This window comes from Halalkalibacterium halodurans (assembly GCF_005671335.1).
GTDB classification, from domain to species: domain Bacteria; phylum Bacillota; class Bacilli; order Bacillales; family Bacillaceae_D; genus Halalkalibacterium; species Halalkalibacterium halodurans.
Genome location: NZ_CP040441.1, coordinates 3,027,274 through 3,046,994, shown reverse-complemented (window position 1 = coordinate 3,046,994; position 19,721 = coordinate 3,027,274). Strand labels below are relative to the sequence as shown.

General features: G+C 43.9%; 18 protein-coding genes. 10 read left to right on the top strand and 8 right to left on the bottom strand.

Annotated elements, in window-relative coordinates:
* The first annotated feature begins 14 nt into the window (after positions 1–14).
* On the top strand, positions 15–1,652 hold the full coding sequence (locus FED51_RS14830) for an IS1182 family transposase (protein ID WP_138091084.1): 1,638 nt from the start codon (positions 15–17) through the stop codon (positions 1,650–1,652).
* Here FED51_RS14830 and FED51_RS14825 read toward each other — a convergent pair.
* From FED51_RS14825 to FED51_RS14805, 5 genes are all read right to left on the bottom strand, one after another.
* Positions 1,635–1,841 carry a hypothetical protein gene (locus FED51_RS14825; protein ID WP_138090653.1) on the bottom strand — a complete coding sequence of 69 codons (207 nt, stop codon included), beginning with the start codon at positions 1,839–1,841 and terminating at the stop codon, positions 1,635–1,637. The two genes, FED51_RS14830 and FED51_RS14825, sit on opposite strands and share 18 nt — an antisense overlap.
* Before the next feature lie 13 nt (positions 1,842–1,854).
* Positions 1,855–4,842, bottom strand: coding sequence for a DEAD/DEAH box helicase (locus FED51_RS14820; RefSeq protein WP_010899060.1), 2,988 nt, complete (start codon positions 4,840–4,842; stop codon positions 1,855–1,857).
* Positions 4,832–6,379: an SWIM zinc finger family protein gene (locus FED51_RS14815; RefSeq protein ID WP_053430652.1), complete on the bottom strand. Its 1,548-nt coding sequence runs from the start codon at positions 6,377–6,379 to the stop codon at positions 4,832–4,834. Before FED51_RS14815 ends, FED51_RS14820 begins: the two co-directional genes overlap by 11 nt.
* A gap of 328 nt (positions 6,380–6,707) precedes the next feature.
* The gene (locus tag FED51_RS14810; protein WP_010899058.1) at positions 6,708–7,016 is read right to left on the bottom strand and encodes an AzlD domain-containing protein; all 309 of its coding nucleotides are present in this window, start codon (positions 7,014–7,016) and stop codon (positions 6,708–6,710) included.
* On the bottom strand, positions 7,013–7,726 hold the full coding sequence (locus FED51_RS14805; RefSeq protein ID WP_053430653.1) for an AzlC family ABC transporter permease: 714 nt from the start codon (positions 7,724–7,726) through the stop codon (positions 7,013–7,015). Before FED51_RS14805 ends, FED51_RS14810 begins: the two co-directional genes overlap by 4 nt.
* Before the next feature lie 88 nt (positions 7,727–7,814).
* On the opposite strand from FED51_RS14805, the gene FED51_RS14800 reads away from it, so the two are divergent.
* Complete coding sequence (locus tag FED51_RS14800) at positions 7,815–8,384, top strand: helix-turn-helix domain-containing protein (protein ID WP_010899056.1); 570 nt, start codon at positions 7,815–7,817, stop codon at positions 8,382–8,384.
* Between the two features lie 114 nt (positions 8,385–8,498).
* On the opposite strand, the gene FED51_RS14795 is transcribed toward FED51_RS14800, so the two are convergent.
* The 3 genes from FED51_RS14795 to FED51_RS14785 form a co-directional block, all read right to left on the bottom strand.
* Positions 8,499–9,107 carry a hypothetical protein gene (locus tag FED51_RS14795; protein ID WP_053430654.1) on the bottom strand — a complete coding sequence of 203 codons (609 nt, stop codon included), beginning with the start codon at positions 9,105–9,107 and terminating at the stop codon, positions 8,499–8,501.
* A 244-nt stretch (positions 9,108–9,351) separates the two neighbouring features.
* Positions 9,352–9,807, bottom strand: a complete 456-nt coding sequence (locus tag FED51_RS14790) for a GNAT family N-acetyltransferase (protein ID WP_053430655.1) — start codon at positions 9,805–9,807, stop codon at positions 9,352–9,354.
* Between the two features lie 136 nt (positions 9,808–9,943).
* A complete protein-coding gene (locus FED51_RS14785; RefSeq protein ID WP_010899053.1) occupies positions 9,944–10,753 on the bottom strand; it encodes a Cof-type HAD-IIB family hydrolase in 810 nt (269 codons plus the stop codon).
* 158 nt (positions 10,754–10,911) lie between these two features.
* On the opposite strand from FED51_RS14785, the gene ctaG reads away from it, so the two are divergent.
* The 8 genes from ctaG (at position 10,912) to FED51_RS14745 (ending at position 19,650) form a co-directional block, all read left to right on the top strand.
* Positions 10,912–11,826, top strand: coding sequence for a cytochrome c oxidase assembly factor CtaG (ctaG, locus tag FED51_RS14780; RefSeq protein WP_010899052.1), 915 nt, complete (start codon positions 10,912–10,914; stop codon positions 11,824–11,826).
* A gap of 16 nt (positions 11,827–11,842) precedes the next feature.
* Positions 11,843–12,448, top strand: coding sequence for an SCO family protein (locus tag FED51_RS14775; protein ID WP_053430656.1), 606 nt, complete (start codon positions 11,843–11,845; stop codon positions 12,446–12,448).
* Between the two features lie 224 nt (positions 12,449–12,672).
* Positions 12,673–14,358, top strand: coding sequence for a glycoside hydrolase family 13 protein (locus tag FED51_RS14770; protein ID WP_053430657.1), 1,686 nt, complete (start codon positions 12,673–12,675; stop codon positions 14,356–14,358).
* 400 nt (positions 14,359–14,758) lie between these two features.
* Entirely contained in the window at positions 14,759–14,962 is a 204-nt protein-coding gene (locus tag FED51_RS14765) for a hypothetical protein (RefSeq protein WP_053430659.1), read from the top strand.
* Between the two features lie 422 nt (positions 14,963–15,384).
* Positions 15,385–16,422 (top strand): N-acetyl-gamma-glutamyl-phosphate reductase, encoded by a 1,038-nt coding sequence (argC, locus tag FED51_RS14760; RefSeq protein WP_010899047.1) that lies wholly within the window; start codon positions 15,385–15,387, stop codon positions 16,420–16,422.
* 14 nt (positions 16,423–16,436) lie between these two features.
* Positions 16,437–17,672, top strand: a complete 1,236-nt coding sequence (argJ, locus tag FED51_RS14755; RefSeq protein WP_053430661.1) for a bifunctional glutamate N-acetyltransferase/amino-acid acetyltransferase ArgJ — start codon at positions 16,437–16,439, stop codon at positions 17,670–17,672.
* Between the two features lie 28 nt (positions 17,673–17,700).
* A complete protein-coding gene (gene argB, locus FED51_RS14750; RefSeq protein WP_083445611.1) occupies positions 17,701–18,483 on the top strand; it encodes an acetylglutamate kinase in 783 nt (260 codons plus the stop codon).
* Positions 18,484–18,495: 12 nt separating this feature from the next.
* A complete protein-coding gene (locus FED51_RS14745; RefSeq protein WP_053430662.1) occupies positions 18,496–19,650 on the top strand; it encodes an acetylornithine transaminase in 1,155 nt (384 codons plus the stop codon).
* Positions 19,651–19,721: the final 71 nt, after the last annotated feature.

Here is a 19,721-nt window from a genome sequence, read left to right as displayed (position 1 = left end):
TCATTCATTATAACATGGACCAATTAGTCCTTCCAATGGATTTTAGCGATCTCATCCCCGAAGACCATGTGGCGCGTGTGGTGAATGACATGGTGGAAATGGTGGATGAAGATCTCTTCTACGCCCCATACAAAGGTGGCGGCCGGAGTGCCTACCACCCAAAGATGATGACGAAAATCATTTTGTATGCCTACACGCAAAAATTATATTCGTGTCGCGACATTGCCAAGTCCCTGCGTGAACATCTTCCGATGATGTGGTTGGCCGCTCGTCAAACACCAGATTTCCGCACCATTAATCGTTTTCGCTCGGAACGAATGAAAGACATCATTGAGCCATTGTTTACGTCCCTCATTCAGTTACTGCTCGACCAAAACTACATCACCATGGACAACTACTTTCTCGATGGAACCAAAATCGAGGCGAATGCCAATCGATATACGTTTGTTTGGAAAAAGTCCGTCCAGAAGTATAAGGAGCGGCTACAGGACAAGCTCGAAGAATTATTCGCCCACATTGAAGAGACGATTGATTCCGATAACCAGCAGGTAGAGAATGATCAAGGGGAAAACAAGCGTGTGACTTCTGAACAGTTACGTGAAGCTGTCACTCAAGTGGAAAAACAGGCGAATCAAGCGGAACAAGCCCTTCATGACGAACAAGATCCGGTTCTGAAAAAAGAGAAAAAAGCGGAAGCTCGTCACTGGCGCCAATTACATAAGAAGTTAAACACAGACTATCTGCCACGCTTAGAAAGATACGAAGATCAATTAGCGACATTCGGTGATCGAAATAGTTTCTCCAAAACCGATCGAGATGCCACATTTATGCGTATGAAGGAAGATCATATGAAAAACGGTCAACTGAAACCCGGATATAATGTACAGGCAGGGACCGAAAATCAATTCATTGTCGGTTATTCCATTCATCAACGCCCAACAGATACTCGTTGTTTGATTCCACACCTTCGTATGCTTGAAGAACGCCAACTCCCCTTTCCAAAGAAGCTAATCGCAGACGCTGGTTATGGAAGTGAGCCCAACTATTTATATATCGCTGAAAACGAATGGGATGCCCTCATCCCTTATCATACGATGAGAAAAGAAGAAAGCCGGGTCTATCGGAACGACCCATGGAAGGTACAGAACTGGACGTATTTGGAACATGATGATACCTATATATGCCCAAATAACCGGAGAGTGACTTTTCGATACTACCGCAAACGAACGGATGCCTACGGATACGAACGAGACTTCAAAATATATGAATGTGAAGACTGTACCGGGTGTCCATTCAAGACGGATTGTACAAAAGCGAAAGGCAATCGCCAGATTCACTATAATCCGGTATATGAAGAAGGAAAATCAAAAATGAAACGAGCCCTTGATACGGAAGAAGGCGCAAAGACCTATCGAAAACGGAAAACAGAGGTCGAAAGCGTGTTCGGTCATATCAAGGGCAATCGGTCGTTCCGTCGTTTTCACCTTCGTGGCCTTGACAAGGTGAACATTGAGTTTGGGCTGATCGCAATCGCCCACAACTTCCTGAAACAGGCGAAGACCATCCGCCTGTTTCAGGAAGAGATAAACCGATCATCGGAGACAAAAAGCCTGAAGCGACTTATAAATGTCACTTCAGGCTTTTCTTTTTAAGGGCTTTTGAGACAGCCCCTTTTCTGTGTTCGGTGGAAAAGCGCTCTTTGCTTCCTCTTGAATCGCTTTTCTTAGTTTTAGCCACTCTTCCTTTAACAAGGATTCATCTTCATATATCGGAGTGTCGTCGATTTTTGGCAACTGCTTTTTCAATCGCCAATAATGGGAAAAACGATCGTCCGCGGCCATAGAGTCCTCCTTTCTATAGTCGGATGAGTGCTAACAATTCATCGTCTGTTAGCTCAGTTAGTTGGTTTTCGCCTGCCGTTAAAATTTGCTCGGCGAGAGCTTGCTTGCTCTCAAGCATTTGATGAATTCGCTCCTCCAATGTTCCTTCTGTCATTAGCTTATGGACCGTGACATCCGCTGTTTGCCCGATTCGATAGGCGCGGTCGGTCGCTTGATTTTCCACCGCCGGGTTCCACCACCGATCGTAATGAATGACATGATTGGCCGCTGTTAAATTTAGCCCAACCCCTCCAGCTTTGAGCGAAAGAATAAAGATTGGCAGCTCGCGGTCATTTTGAAATCGTTCTACCGCTTCTTGTCTTTGTTGGCGTGATAAACTGCCGTGCAAAAATGGGATCGGTGTACCTATTTGCGACTGAAACGCATCTTGCATTAAATGACCCATCTCCTTAAATTGCGTAAAGATGAGCATTTTCTCTTGTCGATCCATGATTTGCTCACTTAAGGTTAGCAGCAACTCCCATTTTTCTGATTGATGAGCATCAACGTTTTTATCCTTTAAAAAGTGGGCAGGGTGGTTGCAAATTTGCTTCAGCTTTGTGAGAGTTTTTAAGATGAGTGCTCGCCGTTCCATATGGGTCACGTCGCCAAGCTGATGCACCATGTTATCAACGACCGCCTGATACAATGCCGCTTGCTCGACGCTTAGTGACACACGATGAACGTGCTCTCGTTTTTCAGGTAGTTGTAGTGCTAAGGCTTCATCGGATTTTTTTCTCCGTAGCAGCAACGGTTGAATGAGTTGCTGCAATTCTTGAAGGCGTGCTTCATCCTTTTCTCTTTCAATCGGCTTAATAAAGGTCCGCGTAAAATGGGTGAGTGATTTTAAATAGGACGGGTTCAATACATCCATGATCGACCATAATTCTTTTAACCGATTTTCAATTGGTGTCCCAGTTAACGCGATTCGATGAGCTGCACGAATGGATTTCACCGCCTGCCGCTGTTTCGTATCAACGTTTTTGATTTGCTGTGCTTCATCAAGGATTAGTCCATTCCATTCAATGTCCTTCCATTGGTCGAGATCTTTATATGCTAAGGAGTAGGAGGAAATGACAATATCTGCTTCGCGCCAAGCCGTCTCATTTTCTTGATGACGCTGTTGTCCATGGTGAACATAAACATTTAGGCTTGGAGCAAACGTTTTACATTCATGAACCCAGTTTGTAATGAGCGATGTAGGACAAAACAATAGAAATGGCTTTTTGTTCTGCTGTCCGTGTTCGAGCACATACAGAATGTAGGAAATGGTCTGTACGGTTTTTCCTAACCCCATATCATCGGCTAGGCAACCGCCAAAGCCTGTCTCTCGAAGGTGGATAAGCCAAGAAGCCCCCTCTTCCTGATAAGGACGAAGTGTCGCCTGAAGGGAAGCAGGTGCTGGTCTTAATGGAACGTTCTGTTGAAACAACTGTTTGATCTTTTGTTCGATTTCAGCGCTCCACTCAAGCTCCCACTCCACCGCTTCTTGAAAAGATCCTTCTTCCGATTGCTCTAATCGCCAAGCATCAAGATAAGTCGTTTGCCCGTGTTCAAGCTTATTCAAATAAGCGCGCAATTTTTTAGCTAAGGATGGGTCCCAAGCAATCCATTCGCCATTAAGCTGTAAAAACGGACGGTTTTCATCTACAAACGTTTGGAATTCTTCTAGCGAAACTCGGTTATCCCCAATCGCCAGTTCATATTGAAACGAAGCGACGCTTTGCCAATTTAATAGTGGCTCAACCTCTGAGTGCAAGGCGTGGGCATCCATTTTCAGTTTCACTTTTAATGGCCTTCGTTGGGTGAGCCAGCGAGGAACGATGAGACGAAAGCCAAGTTCCTTTAAGTATTCATCATAGGTTGTAAACAAATGATATGCTTCCTCATTCGATAGCTTTATGACAGGAGAAGAAAGCTTTATCGATTGCAAAAGAGGAAGACGATCGGTGACGGCTGGTAACCGTTCTTTTAGTAATGGTACTGGATTCATTCGCCATGGGTGTTGCCCTTGGCTTAGCTCTTCCATTTCCACGATAATCGATGGATTGACTTTATCGACCACACATAGGGACAGGGTCCAATCCGTCTTACCCGTTATCGGTTCTTTTAACACAAAGGCACATTGGAATGGCGCCTGAGGTTTCACACCAACGGCTTCGAGAAAGTGATCACGGTCTACTTTTTCTGAATGCGTCTCTTCCGTCGGTCCCTCTCCGTAAGGTCCCATCTGTTCAAGCGTTCGTTTGACAGATGGATGGAGCGACTGAACATAAGAAAGAAAGCGATCTTTCCCTTTATCTGTTTGAAGCAAACGGCGAATCCACTTATCGGTCAGGTGCTCACCGATCGCCTGCAATTGTTCATGAACTGGTTCTTCTTCCGTTGTTTGAATAAGAGGGGCGTTTTCCGTAAGGGCAAGACACACCTCGGGCATGGCTTCTGCCCAAGCTTTCCAATGCGGATTATTAAGTACCCACGTTCCTTGAGCGGATGGTGAAAAGGCTCCGTTTCTGATGGATTGGCGAATGTACAAGAAAAAATGGAGCCAAAAGTGAAAGTCGTCAGCCAATACCCATTCATCAGACGAAGATGACCCAAGCTTTGACAAAAATGAACCGTAGTCAAACAATTCATCGGCCGAGAGCATAATCCCTTCGACAGGAAAACGAAACGATTTCATCGAGGGTTCGGCTTGGTAGATCGTTGTTGTACCCGCAGGGGAATGAAACGCTCTTTCCGCCAATGGGACTTCTAAAACAGCTTGGCCATGTTGCAAAAAACTCCCGTAAAAAGAATGAGGATCATGCCGAAACAGGGCAAGCCTTAACTCAAAGGGTGAATATAAAAAAGGATATTCGAAACGAACGATTCGGCCTGAGGAGGAAGAGGCTTGCTCTTCACCCCAAATGAAAAAGTGATCTTTGAACCAACCACCGTGGACGATGATATTAGGAATCAAGCTGTCTCAACTCCTCTAGCAACGCTCGGTACGATTTATACGTATATTTTAACCGGCGAATGTATTGGTGAAAGCGTTCCTTGTCTTCGGTTTCCTTATACAAACAATGCAAGATTTTTAAAAAATGGACAGCCTCTTCATAATGAGGTCTGGATTTTTTTTCGATTAAACGGAGCACGAATTGATGGTAAACAGGAAACAGCAGTTCTCTGTTTTCACACTGAATCATTTGCAGTAATTCATTTACCTCAGGGCGTAAACGAAAAGGCTCTGTTTCATATTGTAGTAAATAGTTCGCCCCTTCCTCCGCTCGTTTTTCTAGGGTGAGGAGCTTAATATACGCTATCCGTGAAGGCATTTGCTCTAGCTGATTTTTTAAGGCTGGAAGCAGCTCTTGAATAAGTGCTGAGCGTTTTTCTTTTGACCAATTCTTCGTTAGTGACAGCAGCCGTTGATATGAAGGCTGTTGGAGCCAGCGTGCCCAAACGTTCGACGATTGCAAAGATTCATCACTGGCTGTCTCAACTTCCATTTCATCGTAAAACGGCTGTAGGTAGAGAAAGGCCGACTCTTTACGAGGAAAGAGCATGTGAAACCATGCTTTCATCGTTGTCCATGCGTGATTTGTTTTCATCCATGTCATATGAGGAAGGACATCAGGCTCTCGGATCGTATGACCTTCAAGCTGCTGTAATGCGAGTAGACCATGTCCTTCAGCTAGGAGAAAATAGCTTTTCACTAATCGCCCTTTTTTTCCTAGCGGTTGCTTTTCATACGTGGCGTCTAATAAATCGGATAGCCTTTGATATAGTCGTGACGGAACGAGGGGGAGAAACTCCCTCATTAGAGATTCCCAAGGTCCGTATTCCGTGTTTTCATTAGACAAAAAGGAACGGAACATCGCCTTGGCAAGCCGTAGCAGGTCACCGTCTGATAGGGCAGGTAGCGCTTGGATTATGACTTCTTGTAGCCCTTGAAAAAAAGAAGAAAACCGTCGTTCTTGTCGTTCGTACGTTTGATAGGACGTGGCCATACCGTACATGGCTTGAATGATATAAATATAAATGACCGCCGCTTCCGCATCTGAAAAGTGTTGCTTCACAGCTGTTTTCATGGCTTCCATCAGCTCCTCTACCTGTGCCACTGTTAAATAAGCTCTTGATATGAGCTGACGATAGGTTGAAAACAGTACAGGATGGAGCGTATCGATCACAGGTTGCGGAATATTTTTATCCCAGATGTTGGCTAGTACTTGGCGATGTTGCCATTCATACAAGGCGGCTGCCATGTGTTTACAGTAGTCTTCGTATGGACACGTGCAGTTGCTCAGGCCAAAGTCGTCAAGAACCACTGTCACATGGTATAAATGTGTTCCGTCTACCTGTGCTTCAATCCTGTTATTCGACTGAACGGAAAAGTTAATCACTTTACCTTCTTCATGATATCGCTTTCCGCGCTCAGCAATATACGATTGGAATTTTTTATTTAGTAAGTGCTGCACATACTCAATGGAAAGAGATGGAGTTGTTTCCGCCATAGTGGCCTCCTCTAGCAATTAACTTCCACGTTTTTTAAAATTCGTCAGAGAACCATTCTATTATTGTAACCTGTCTGATGTAGAAATGAAAGGGAGGCTAAGGGAGTGAAGAAGGGGAATGTGATCTGCTTTTATTGATAAAAAAGGCTAACTAGTGATGAGGAGCGCAAAGCGCCAAACACGAAGCGACATCCCGAGAGTGTCCATGATCAGTTCATCGGTTTGCAAGCTCACCGTGATTTCTTTATCCCCGTGGCTTCGGCTCAGTCGCTACGATCTTTTTGTGAACGCTTTACGCTCTTTTTTACAAAGGAGAATGGAGGTCAGATTAAGAAAAGAAATAGGTGAGTCCGCTAACAAACCCGATACTCGCCAAAACCACTACGATTAAGTTGGCGCCAAGATAGGCAAAGGCTACAGCTACCACTCCTCCAAAAAGAGCGATCCAAAGTTGATCGTGAGCCCCTAAAATCCCTGGGAAAATAAGAGCACCGAGTGCGGCGTAAGGGACATTCTGTAATACACCCTTCATCCATTGGGGGAATTTTTCCGTATCTAAAAATACGAGCGGTAGCATACGAGGAATGTACGTCACAAGCGCCATTCCAAGGATTAACCAAACCATCATTAAACTCATGCTCTCGCTCCTTTCTTTGCTTTTCCAATTTCATAACCAACAGAGGCAATGAGCGTTGCTAGGATGATCGACCATCCACTTGGGAAAAAGAGTGAAAATAACCCGTTTAAAAGTGCAGCTGTTCCCGCTAAAATAAGAACAGAACGATGTTTTCTCACAGAAGGAATTAAGAGAGCGATAAACATAGCGTATAATGCCACTCCCATTCCTTGCTGTAATGTGGCGGGAAGAGCAGATCCAACGATGTAGCCAACGGCGCTATGAACGACCCAGCTTACATAGGCAATCACAGCAACACCAATAACAAATCCATTTGTCAATCGTCTATCTTGGGAGGTGACAAGGGCGAACACTTCGTCGGTTATACCAAAAGCGGTGATCGCTCGTTTCACTGGATGGGTGTCTTCCATCTTTGCACGAATCGAAGCAGACATAAGCAAATGACGGATGTTGACGATAAACGTGGTTAAAATGATTTCAATCGTTCCGGTCCCGATAGCGATGAGCGTTAAAGCCATATATTGCGATGCACCGGCATAAACGAACAAGCTCATCGCAATTGTTTCAAGTAAGGTTAAGCCGGTTCCCTTTGCTAAGAGGCCAAAGGTTAAGGCCGCGGGAATATAGCCGATGGCAATGCTTGAACCGATGGCAGCACCACGTAGCCAATCAGTCTCTCTTGCTTTTATCATGTTTGACGCAGTTTCCATAAAACATGTCCTCTCTAATGATTTACTGTTCTGTTTGTTTTATAATATAATTGTACGCTATAACGTATATCACGACAAGGAGTTTTTTATGAACAAAGAGATGCTTTCCAAACGAATTGGACAACGACTGAAAAGAATTCGTTCAGATCGAGGCATGACTCTTGATCAGTTAGCGAAGAAAACAGGGGTAAGTAAACCGATGCTCGGTCAAATTGAACGAGGAGAATCGAATCCAACAGTAAGTACATTATGGAAGATTGCCACAGGCCTTCACGTCTCATTCACCGCTTTTATTGAGGATGAGAAGCCGAATGTTACAGTGATTAAACGTGATCAAGTACTACCGATCATTGATGGCTGTGATTTTCAAGTGTTTCCTCTCTTTCCCCGTTCGAAAGACAAGCCGTTTGAAATTTTTTCGGTGAAGCTGGAAGCAGGGACGGACCATACGTCTGAAGGCCATGCTCAAGGTGTGCATGAATTTGTCATTGTGGAGAAAGGGACGTTAAACGTCAAAATCGGGGATGAAGTGTATGTGCTGGAAAGAGGGGACGGTATTCATTTTCCAGCCGATCAGGTGCATCACTACATTAATGGTAGTTCCAGTGAAGCATGCGTGTTTACGAACATCATCTCCTATGAATGGACTGGGCTCTAATTTCATAAAACAAAAAATAACCTACTAGTTGCTGCAAAATTTTTGACAAAAAAAGAAGCAAGCGAGAAAAAAGTTGTCATAATGTGCTTGCTTCTTCATATGGTAATGGAAGAATCATTGTTCCCGCACGAGCGGCTCCAGCTGTTTGCGTTGGTTGGCGAGTCGGGAGAGCTTTTGTTTACACGTTTCAATAACTTTTGAATCGCGGGATTGGAGCGCTTCGTATAATTCCATTAATAGATAATCAATTTCGAGACTGACGATGTTGTAAATTGTTTGCGGTTCCATTGTTTGGTCATCATCTTTGTACTGAATCATCGAGCCATTTCGGTTCATCATCACTTTTTCACTCCCATCAATCTCAATCATTGATTCAATATCCCCCTCTTGATATGACGTAATGTATTGGGGGCCCTTCGTATGGCGTTTGACGACTCCTGACCCTTTTTCCGATTGCAGTAGCCGTTCGATGGCTTGTGCTATGATAGGCTCAGTCACAAAAAGGGACTTAGCAGAAAGAGTTAAAAAAGGTGCATTTTTAATAAAAGGGATTTCGTGTACGGTTTGTTCTTTTTCGATTAATAATTTAATTTGATCCTCATCGTAGCGCCAGTAGAGGGAGTACTCTTCATTCATCATTTGCTTAATGAAATGATGTAATGTTTTTTTGGGAAGGTTGACAGACAGATCAACAAACTCAACACCTTGAAAAGCATCTCGCATGTGATACACTCCTTTTTCCTGATCTCACATCAGGGATCCCCAGCAGTGGAAGATGGACAAATGATGGAGAGGTGACAACTTTTAACGACAATCATGTACGAACAGGGAGTGTCGCTTTCGGTTTTAAGTTGCTTTATCATATGTAAGAGATCGAAAAAAAAGAAGTAAAACGCCCACTTCAGGAAGAAATGGGCGTTTCTTTCGTCAAAAAAAGCACCTAGCTTAAAAAGCCGGTGCAGAAAGGTTAAAAGCGAAATCCGTATCGTTTAGAAATAATATCATAAAAGCCTAATGAATTGTAAAGTGCCTTTGTTGCCTCGTTGTTAATTCCTGTTTCTAATTCAATTCCTTTGATTTCTTTCGTTTCAGCCCAGTAAATAATTTTGAGTAAAATTTTTTTAGCAATTCCTTGGTTCCGGTGTTCTTTATGCACATACAAATCATTGAGCCAAATATAGTAGCCTCCCTTATCAAGGCTAAGACCAACATTAAGAAAAGCAGCTCCAACCATTGCTTCATCCTTTTCTGCGACAAAGATATGTGCTTGTGAATCTGGATGTAGCGCTAGCTCAATGGTTTTTAATGCTTGTTGATAAGGCTCTTTTGTCCCTATGGATTCCAATTGCCCCATAAGTAGATCTGCCAGTTGTATTTGCGTATCTCGATCCGCATTACGTGGCAGTTTATAGACGTTCACCATTCTCCTATCCTCCCAAATACCTGCACTTTCTTTCTTAAGACTAGCCTAACATAAAATGGGTCAAGGGAGTAGACCGAAATATGTGATTGTCTCTTTCAAAAAACTTGGGCGCCATTCCGCTACCCGCAATACACCATTAAAGATTTAGCGCCTCTTCAAGATAAACAGCAATCCCATCGTCTTCATTAGATAATGTGATGTCGTTGGCAAGAGCTTTTAATGGATCAATGGCATTCGCCATGGCGACCCCTTTTCCAGCGTACTCAATCATTTCGAAATCATTATCCTCATCGCCAAACGCAATGATCCGCTCTTTCGGTACTTGATAATAGTCAGCAATTCGCTTGAGACCGACCGCTTTGTTCATGCCAGCTTTTACAATTTCAATGACATTCCATGGCGCTCCCCATGTTCGCTGATCAATCACTTCTGCATGCGCTCCGTCTAATAAGGATCGCAATTCACTCACATGATCGTCTTTCGGATGAATGAGAACACATGTAGGATCATCCCTTAATTTTTTAAGCAAATTCCCATGCTCGACGGGCCCCTGTCCTTCCGTAAAGGTTTGAATAAACAGCTCATCATAATAGCGCAAATAATAATCATCGATGACCTCCACCATAATGTTGGACACGTCGAACGCCTCGCACGTCTCAATTACTTGCCTAGCCGTTGAAAGCTCCAATGGATGGTGATATGTACCGAAGCTGGAATCTTTCGGATGGTGGACGAAGGCACCGTTAAAATTAACAATCGCTGTATCGAGCTGTAGCTCTTGGTAATACTGGATACTAGCCCGATAAGGTCTGCCTGTTGAAATTACAACAATGTGACCCGCTTCTCGTGCTTTTTGGATCGTTTGTTTTGTTTTCATGGAGATGGTTTTGTTGTCTGTTAGTAAGGTTCCATCTAAATCAAGGGCAATTAAATGTCGTTGTGGCATGTTTACTTCCTTTCTATGTCTGTTTTTTATTGGATTTCAAAATAAGGTAACAAAATGGACAGATTCAAGCCATTCTGCAAACGTCAAACTGTGCTATCATTAGAGTGGACATGTGTTGCTATGAATGCAAGGTGTTTTTTGATTTAGGAGGGATTTTCTTGGATCAGCTTTTTTCAAACTTTGGGTTTCGTGCTCTTTGGACTCCTGAACTGATCATCATCTTAGCCATGGTTGGCTTTGTTTATTTTATGATTGCAACGAAATGGCGAGAACGATTTACAAATAGTGAACCAGTACCTATCCGTAAAAAGATCTACTTTGTTTTAGGCCTAATTGCTCTTTATATAGGTTGGGGTAGCCCATTTTATGTTGCTGGGCATTTGATGATCACGTTTCATATGGCACAAATGGTGTTTGCTTATTTTATTGCGGTACCCCTCTTTTTACTAGGAACGCCAGCTTGGGTGTTTTCTGCTATTTTTGAAAAGTTAAGACGTCCATGGTCTGAGCAGTTTGCAAAAATAGCTATGAATCCGATTGTTGCTTTATTGCTATTTAATGGGTTATTTTCATTGTATCACGTCCCATTTATGTTTGATAGTTTGATGCAATCCCCAATCCTTCATAGCTTGTATCAGTTTTTATTACTGTACGGTGCCTTTTTAATGTGGTGGCACATGATTGCTCCGATTCCAAGTACGTCCAAGCTATCGGATTTGCGGCGGATCGGCTATATTTTTGCGAATGGGATTCTCATTACACCGGCGTGTGCGCTCATTATTTTTGCACCGCAACCTCTTTATCAAACGTATACAAATCCAGCTATTTGGGCGGAAGTGATGGCCTATTGCTTGCCTCCGGGATCGTCGGTTCCACTGTCAGTATTTAATGGCCCAGACTCATTTACTTTTTTAGAAACAAGAATGGATCAACAATTAGCTGGCGTCCTGATGAAGATTATGCAGGAGATCACATACGGGTTTACGATCGGCTATGTATTTAAACAATGGTTATCAAAAGAAAAACAGCAGGACGGGGCGCTCACCATTAGTGATGTTCCGACTGTCAAATAAGAGAGGTCGAAACGAATTGAAAAGATGGATGACAATTGCCGTCCTTGCTTTGATGTTAGGCGGCTGTAACTGGCTTTATGATATGGGGAGTAACAATGAGGCAACTGATCCAGCCTTCGATATTTCGGAAGCAGGCTTGACCGTACCAGATTTTGAATATGTGAATCAAGAAGGGGACCCATTTGGAACAGAACAGCTGAAAGGGAACTACTGGCTAGTGAACATGATTTTTACTCACTGTCCGGGTGTGTGCAATATTATGACTCCTAATATGGTTAACCTTCAAGATGCAATGATCGAAGAAGGACTAGATGTAAAGGTTGTGTCCTTTACGGTTGATCCTGATCGCGATACTCCTGAACTGTTAAAGGTTTATGGGGAAAATGTCGGTGCCGACTTCGAATATTGGTCGTTTGTCACTGGTTACTCCGATGAGGAGATCACAGAATTGGCGAAAACAGCCTTTGCTTCGATCGTCCAAGAAGATCCGGAAAATGAGGACATTATCCATACGACGGACTTTTTCTTAGTGGATGATCAAGGGCTAGTGATTCGTCGTTATGATGGAATGGCGACAGACCAAGCCGAAATTATTAACGATTTAAAGGCAACTGTTGAATAGGAATACTTGTGGAGTCTTGACATCTGAGTCAAGGCTCTTTTAGTCGGTTGAACCTTTAGGTAAAAAATAAAAGACAATGGTGGAAGGGATAAAAAAGATGTGATAGGATGTTCACGTAAACGTTTTCTCTCTCGACCATATCTATCAAAGTAGAACTCGGACCGATAAATGGGGGAGATTTTAATTGGTCGTCTACGTAAACGTTTTCGTTAGGAGGTAAAACGATGAGTACGCAATGGTGGAAAGAAAGTGTCGTTTATCAAATTTACCCGCGAAGCTTTCAAGATTACAATGGGGATGGAATTGGCGATATTCCTGGTATCATTTCACGACTTGATTATTTAAAAACGCTCGGAGTGGATGTCATTTGGCTCTCACCAGTTTACGATTCTCCAAATGATGACAATGGCTATGACATTCGTGATTATAAGGCGATCATGGATGAGTTCGGTACAATGGCCGATTGGGAAACACTTTTAGCTGAGATTCACACCCGAGGAATGAAGCTGATCATGGATCTTGTCGTTAACCATAGTTCAGATGAGCACGCATGGTTTGTAGAATCACGAAAGTCAAAAGACAATCCGTATCGGGATTTTTACATTTGGCGACCAGGGAAAGATGGTAAGGAACCGAACAATTGGGCTTCTAATTTTAGCGGGTCTGCATGGACGTACGATGAGACAACTGGTGAATATTATTTGCATTTGTTTTCAAAAAAGCAACCTGATTTAAATTGGGAGAATCCGAAGTTACGGGAAAAGATTTATGAGATGATGACGTGGTGGCTTGACAAAGGAATCGATGGCTTTCGCATGGATGTGATCAACTTTATATCAAAAGTGGACGGGCTACCTGATGCAGAACCTCAACCGGGGCAACCGTACGTATCTGGTTCGAACTATTTTATGAATGGACCTAACATCCATACGTATTTACAGGAAATGCATGAAAACGTCCTGCAGCATTATGATCTCATGACGGTTGGTGAAATGCCAGGCGTAACACCAGAGCTTGCCCAGCTTTATACGGGAGAAGAGCGTAACGAGCTGAATATGGTATTCCAATTTGAACACGTTGGTCTCGATCAAGGGCCAAACGGGAAATGGGATCTTAAGCCTCTCGAGCTTAAAGACTTGAAAGCAAGTCTTTCCCGCTGGCAAAAAGGATTGCAAGACATCGGGTGGAATTCACTCTATTGGAACAACCACGATCAACCGCGAATCGTTTCACGGTTCGGTGATGATCAATCCTACCGTGTAGAATCAGCAAAAATGCTTGCCACTCTTCTCCATTGTATGAAGGGAACCCCTTTTATTTATCAAGGGGAAGAAATCGGGATGACGAATGTTCGCTTCGATTCGATTGAGCAATATCAAGATATTGAAACACTGAACATGTACAAAGAAAAACGAGCACAAGGGGTTCCTCATGAAACACTTATGGCGTCTATTCATGCAAAAGGGCGAGATAATGCACGAACGCCGATGCAGTGGGATGAGACAAAACATGGAGGATTTACAGACGGAACGCCGTGGCTTGAAGTCAATCCAAATTATAAGGAAATTAACGTAAAGCAAGCATTGAAAGACCCGAACTCGATTTTTTATCACTATCAAAAACTGATTCAATTAAGAAAAGAGCATGCGATCCTCGTTCATGGCTCGTACGATCTCATTCTTGAGGACGATCCACAGATTTTTGCCTACAAACGTACGTACAATGGGCAAACACTTCTCGTCGTATGTAACTTTTACGGGCGAATAACCGACTTTGAATGCCCAGCCGAGGTAGTGTTAAGCGAACCGACTTTGCTGCTTAGCAACTATGATGAAGAAGAAAACGGATCATATACATCCTTCCGATTACGTCCATATGAAGCAAGAGTCTATTTGGGAAAGAATGAATAGAATAGTAGAGCCTGCTGTAAAACACACAGCAGGTTTTTATGCTGAGGTTGTAACTACGCAAAGGAGATAGGATAGTAATTTTTGAACAACGTGTATCATGAGAGATGTAACCGATATTAAGTCTGTTTACTTTGGCAGAGGGGATAGTGAGTACAATGGCTCGACACAAACCATATCTTTACACAATTTTCGTAATCGCAACCCTCCTTCTCATATGGGGTGCATATTCAATCAATCAATCACTGAAATGGGGAGGAGCGACAGAAGATACCAATGGGAAGCGGCTTACGATTATAATCGAGAACCTGATGCCCCAGGAGACTGGCTCGGTGTTATCTATTGACAAGGGGAGGGAGAGGTCTCTCTTGTAGATGCAGAGTTTACACGGAATGGTGAACTAATGCATAAAGCTGAATTCTATGAAGAAGCGATTTTAACAGAAGAGCATCAGAGCGAAGATTTTATTCACAGCTTTGAATCGATGTTTACGAATAAAAATGACTATATACAACTCCTTATCCATTGGGGGGATAATAGCGGAACTCACGAAGATACAATGGTTTTATCCCAGAAAAATCATTATTTCGTCTCACCAAGATATTAAATCAATCTAGCTCGCCAGAAATGTTTAAGGAGCGAGCTCAATGAATAAAGAGGAAGAGTGCTGACCACGAGATGGTATCGGCGCTCTTTTTTCACTCTAAGGAAATGGTACTTTTATTAAAAGGTATAAACGGAGAGACCTTATACAAAGCACAAATCATCAAGGTTCTAAAAAGCGACCATCATTCTTTTCACTCAGTTGTAGCTATGGATTTAAGCGGCCGCTTATACAGAGTCATGAATGAACACCGACGAGAACGGGAGCTAAACATGAAAACTTCAGCACTTATCGTTTGTCATTTTCGCCGATTAGAAAATAAAACAAAAATATATAAAAATACAGTTGAATTTATTTTTATTCAGTTTTATAATCAGAAGCAACGTTAAAAAAGTTCTGAAAACAGATATTGGGGGAGAACAATCGTGAAGGTTGGTATTGTCGGTGCAACAGGCTACGGAGGACTAGAACTCATTCGTCTGTTATCGCAGCATCCGAACGTTGAGGAAATCATCTGCTATTCATCATCACAAGAAGGGTTACCGTTAGATGACATGTATCCGCACCTTTCTGGAAACGTGCGCTGGACGTTAAAGGCAATCGATCCAGAAGCGATACGCGCGGACGTGGATACCGTGTTTTTAGCGACACCACCTGGAGTATCGGGAGAGTTGACACCTGATCTTGTGAAATTAGGCCTGAAGGTGATCGATTTATCTGGTGATTTGCGAATAAATGAACCAGATGTCTATGAAGCTTGGTATAAGCGACAAGCGGCTCCAGTGGGAACGATCCGAGGCGCTGTATACGGATTAACCGAATGGCAACGTGACGAAATAGCAGCGGCCCAAATCATTGCCAATCCAGGTTGCTATCCAACGGCTGTCCTGCTCGGGTTAGCGCCATTAGTACAACAGAAATGGATTGACCCGAAACGAATCATTATTGATGCGAAATCAGGAACATCAGGGGCTGGACGAAACCCTTCGCAGATTACCCATTTTAGTGAGATGAACGAAAACTTTAAAATCTATCAAGTGAACCAGCACAAACATACACCGGAGATTGAGCAACAATTGCGCAACTGGGATGAGTCGGTCGGCAATGTTACCTTCTCTACACATCTCGTCCCAATGGTTCGAGGAATTATGGCGACCATTTATGCTGAGGCTAATCAAGCAATCTCTGAAAAGGAATTGCGCGAACATTTTGCGTACGTGTATGAGACGTCACCGTTCGTTCATGTGTACTCAGAGGGGCGTTACCCAGCAACGAAAGAAGTGTTTGGGAGCAATCGTTGTCACATCGGCGTGACTTATGATGAGCGGACGAATCGAATCACGGTCGTTTCGGTGATTGATAATTTGGTGAAAGGTGCTGCAGGGCAAGCGATACAAAACTACAACGTAATGAACGGATATGAGGAAACATTGGGCTTGGAAGGCTCTCCCCTATACCCGTGATGGAGGCGATAGAGATGAACGTCATCAATGAAACAGCAAATGTCTTAAAACTTGAAACGGGCAGCGTGACATCGGCGAAAGGCTTCTCCGCCGTAGGCATTCATACGGGTGTCAAGCGAAAGCGAAAAGATTTAGGCGCGATTGTTTGTGAAGTTCCTGCGAGCAGCGCGGCTGTTTATACATTAAACAAAGTGCAGGCGGCACCGTTAAAGGTGACACAAGAAAGCATTGCCGTGGAAGGGAAGCTGCAGGCGATGATCGTCAACAGTGGAATTGCTAACGCTTGTACGGGAAAACGGGGATTGGATGATGCCTATACGATGAGAGCGGTAGGGGCAGAAACATTTCACATTCCAGAGCATTATGTTGCGGTGACCTCTACGGGAGTGATCGGCGAATTTTTACCGATGGACGTCATCACGAATGGGATTCGTCAATTGAAGCCAGAAGCGACTATCGAGGGCGCTCACGCGTTTAATGAAGCGATTTTAACGACCGATACGGTAGAAAAGCATACGTGCTATCAAACGATAGTAAATGGTATGACCGTTACTGTTGGAGGAGTTGCAAAAGGATCAGGGATGATTCATCCGAATATGGCGACGATGTTATCGTTCGTGACAACGGATGCAAATATTGATCATGGTCATCTTCAAGGGGCGTTATCGGCGATTACGAATGAGACCTTTAATCGAATTACCGTGGATGGAGATACATCAACAAATGACATGGTTGTCGTCATGGCGAGCGGTCTTGCCGAAAACGAAGCTCTCACACCGGAGCATCCCGATTGGGCTAATTTTTACAAGGCACTCCAGCTTGCTTGTGAAGATCTCGCGAAGCAAATTGCCCGTGATGGCGAAGGGGCGACAAAATTGATCGAAGTCGAAGTCACAGGCGCTGCTAATGATCAAGAAGCAGGAATGGTGGCGAAGCAAATCGTCGGTTCTGATCTTGTCAAAACAGCGATTTACGGGGCTGATGCCAACTGGGGAAGGGTCATTTGTGCGATTGGGTACAGCGGTTGTGAAGTTAATCAAGAGACAATTGATATAGCGATCGGACCGATTGTGACATTAAAGCAAAGTGAGCCTACAAGCTTTTCAGAAGAGGAAGCAACAGCTTACTTGAAAGAAGCAGACCCTGTAAAAATCTCGGTGAACCTTCATATTGGCAATGGGACAGGGAAAGCGTGGGGCTGTGATTTAACCTATGATTACGTACGAATTAATGCCGGTTATCGAACGTAAGGGATTGAAAAAAGGAGCGGAAACATTTATGGGGGACATTGTCGTCATTAAATGCGGGGGAAGTGTATTAGATTCACTGTCAGATTCATTTTTTACGAGTGTTCGGCGCTTGCAGGCCGAAGGAGCGAAACCGATCATTGTGCATGGGGGCGGACCAGCCATAAATGGCATGCTCGCCAAGCTCGAGGTTGAAACAACGTTTGTTGATGGTTTGCGAAAAACAACGGATTCCGTGTTGTCAGTGGCCGAAATGGTATTGTGTGGTCAGACGAATAAAAAGGTCGTCCGCAAACTGCAAAAAGCAGGCGTGAAAAGCATTGGATTATCTGGCTCTGACGGTGAACTCGTTCGCGTCAAGGCGATCGATGAAGCAAATCTTGGCTACGTGGGTGAACCGGTGCACGTTAATGGTGAACTTTTGCATATGCTTGTAGCTGACGGATTTGTCCCGGTGCTCGCTCCAATCGGCGTCAATGATGAATTTGAACCGTACAATGTGAATGCAGACACGGTCGCAGGGGCGGTTGCTACTGCGTTACAAGCAAAAGAACTAATCTTCGTAACCGATGTTGCAGGAATTTTAAAGGATGATGAGTTAGTCCCTGCTTTAACGCCTGAGGAAGTAGAGTCATTGATTGAAGAGGGCACGATCTATGGCGGGATGATTCCAAAGGTTCGTTCCGCAATTCATAGTTTGACAGGGACCCTTGAGGCTGTTTCGATCGTTAATGGCAACGACGTGTTTTTTGCAGAGTCTGGGAAGTTGATCGGAACGACGATAAAAAAGCAAGTCATTCATTCGCAAGGATAGGAGAGGAACGCGATGAGCCATCTTTTTCCCACATATGCCAAATGGGATGTAACGATTACTTCTGGAAAAGGAACAAAGCTTTACGATAACCAAGGAAATGAATATTTAGATTTTGTCTCAGGAATCGCTGTTTGTAACCTCGGTCATTGCCATCCGAAGGTCGTGGCTGCCGTAGAAGAGCAGCTTCATTCGTTTTGGCACGTGTCGAACTTATTCCATATTCCAATTCAAGAAAATGTAGCAGCACTGTTAACGGAGCAAAGCGGAATGGATGCCGTCTTTTTTTGCAACAGCGGGGCAGAGGCCAATGAGGCGGCAATTAAGCTTGCACGTAAAGCAACGGGCAAGCACGAGATCGTCACATTTACTCAATCGTTTCACGGGCGTACACTCGGAACGATGTCTGCGACAGGACAGGACAAAATTAAGACTGGATTCGGTCCGATGCTAGAAACGTTCCATCACGTTCCATTCAATGACATTGCGGCTTTAAAACAGGTTGTAAACGAGCAAACAGCTGCGATTGTCCTTGAGGTAATTCAAGGAGAGGGTGGCGTGAACCTTATTGATCCTGAGTTTGCCGCTAGTGTGAATCATGTATGTCAGGAGCATGGGATTTTACTTATAGTAGATGAAATTCAAACAGGAATTGGCCGTACAGGGACGGCATTCGCCTTCCAGCAATACGAGCTAACACCTGATATCATAACGGTCGCAAAAGGACTCGGAAACGGTTTTCCAGTCGGCGCGATGCTTGGAAAACAACATTTGATCGACGCTTTTTCAGCAGGAAGTCACGGCTCTACGTTCGGTGGAAACCCGCTAGCAATGGCGGCCGCACAAGCGGTACTGACAGAAGTGTTCCAGCCTAACTTTTTACAGGCTGTGCAAGAAAAAGGAAAGCAGTTGTTGAGCGGTTTGAACGAAGCCCTTTCCGGTCTAGAAATTGTGAAAGAGATTCGAGGCAACGGGCTTTTAGTCGGAATCGAGCTTCAAGAAGAAGGGGCCCCTTTCATCAAACAACTGCGGGAAAAAGGCTTGTTAGTCTTAAACGCAGGGCCGAATGTGATTCGTCTGTTGCCACCTCTCGTTGTGACTTCGGAAGAGTTGCACGAGGCGGTCACACAATTGAAGGAAGTGCTTGATCAAGCTTCCGTACACGCTTAACGTATTTTTTTAGCGACTGAATGTATAAAAATTCTTAAGGAGTAATAAGTATTCGATTTTTGGAGGCGAGC

Coding starts and splice junctions, on each gene's coding strand:
- FED51_RS14830 (WP_138091084.1), top strand. CDS start 15: ATGGACCAATTAGTCCTTCCAATGGATTTTAGCGATCTCATCCCCGAA.
- FED51_RS14825 (WP_138090653.1), bottom strand. CDS start 1,841: ATGGCCGCGGACGATCGTTTTTCCCATTATTGGCGATTGAAAAAGCAG.
- FED51_RS14815 (WP_053430652.1), bottom strand. CDS start 6,379: ATGGCGGAAACAACTCCATCTCTTTCCATTGAGTATGTGCAGCACTTA.
- FED51_RS14810 (WP_010899058.1), bottom strand. CDS start 7,016: ATGAGTTTAATGATGGTTTGGTTAATCCTTGGAATGGCGCTTGTGACG.
- FED51_RS14805 (WP_053430653.1), bottom strand. CDS start 7,726: ATGGAAACTGCGTCAAACATGATAAAAGCAAGAGAGACTGATTGGCTA.
- FED51_RS14800 (WP_010899056.1), top strand. CDS start 7,815: ATGAACAAAGAGATGCTTTCCAAACGAATTGGACAACGACTGAAAAGA.
- FED51_RS14795 (WP_053430654.1), bottom strand. CDS start 9,107: ATGCGAGATGCTTTTCAAGGTGTTGAGTTTGTTGATCTGTCTGTCAAC.
- FED51_RS14790 (WP_053430655.1), bottom strand. CDS start 9,807: ATGGTGAACGTCTATAAACTGCCACGTAATGCGGATCGAGATACGCAA.
- FED51_RS14785 (WP_010899053.1), bottom strand. CDS start 10,753: ATGCCACAACGACATTTAATTGCCCTTGATTTAGATGGAACCTTACTA.
- FED51_RS14770 (WP_053430657.1), top strand. CDS start 12,673: ATGAGTACGCAATGGTGGAAAGAAAGTGTCGTTTATCAAATTTACCCG.
- FED51_RS14765 (WP_053430659.1), top strand. CDS start 14,759: ATGCATAAAGCTGAATTCTATGAAGAAGCGATTTTAACAGAAGAGCAT.
- argJ (WP_053430661.1), top strand. CDS start 16,437: ATGAACGTCATCAATGAAACAGCAAATGTCTTAAAACTTGAAACGGGC.
- argB (WP_083445611.1), top strand. CDS start 17,701: ATGGGGGACATTGTCGTCATTAAATGCGGGGGAAGTGTATTAGATTCA.
- FED51_RS14745 (WP_053430662.1), top strand. CDS start 18,496: ATGAGCCATCTTTTTCCCACATATGCCAAATGGGATGTAACGATTACT.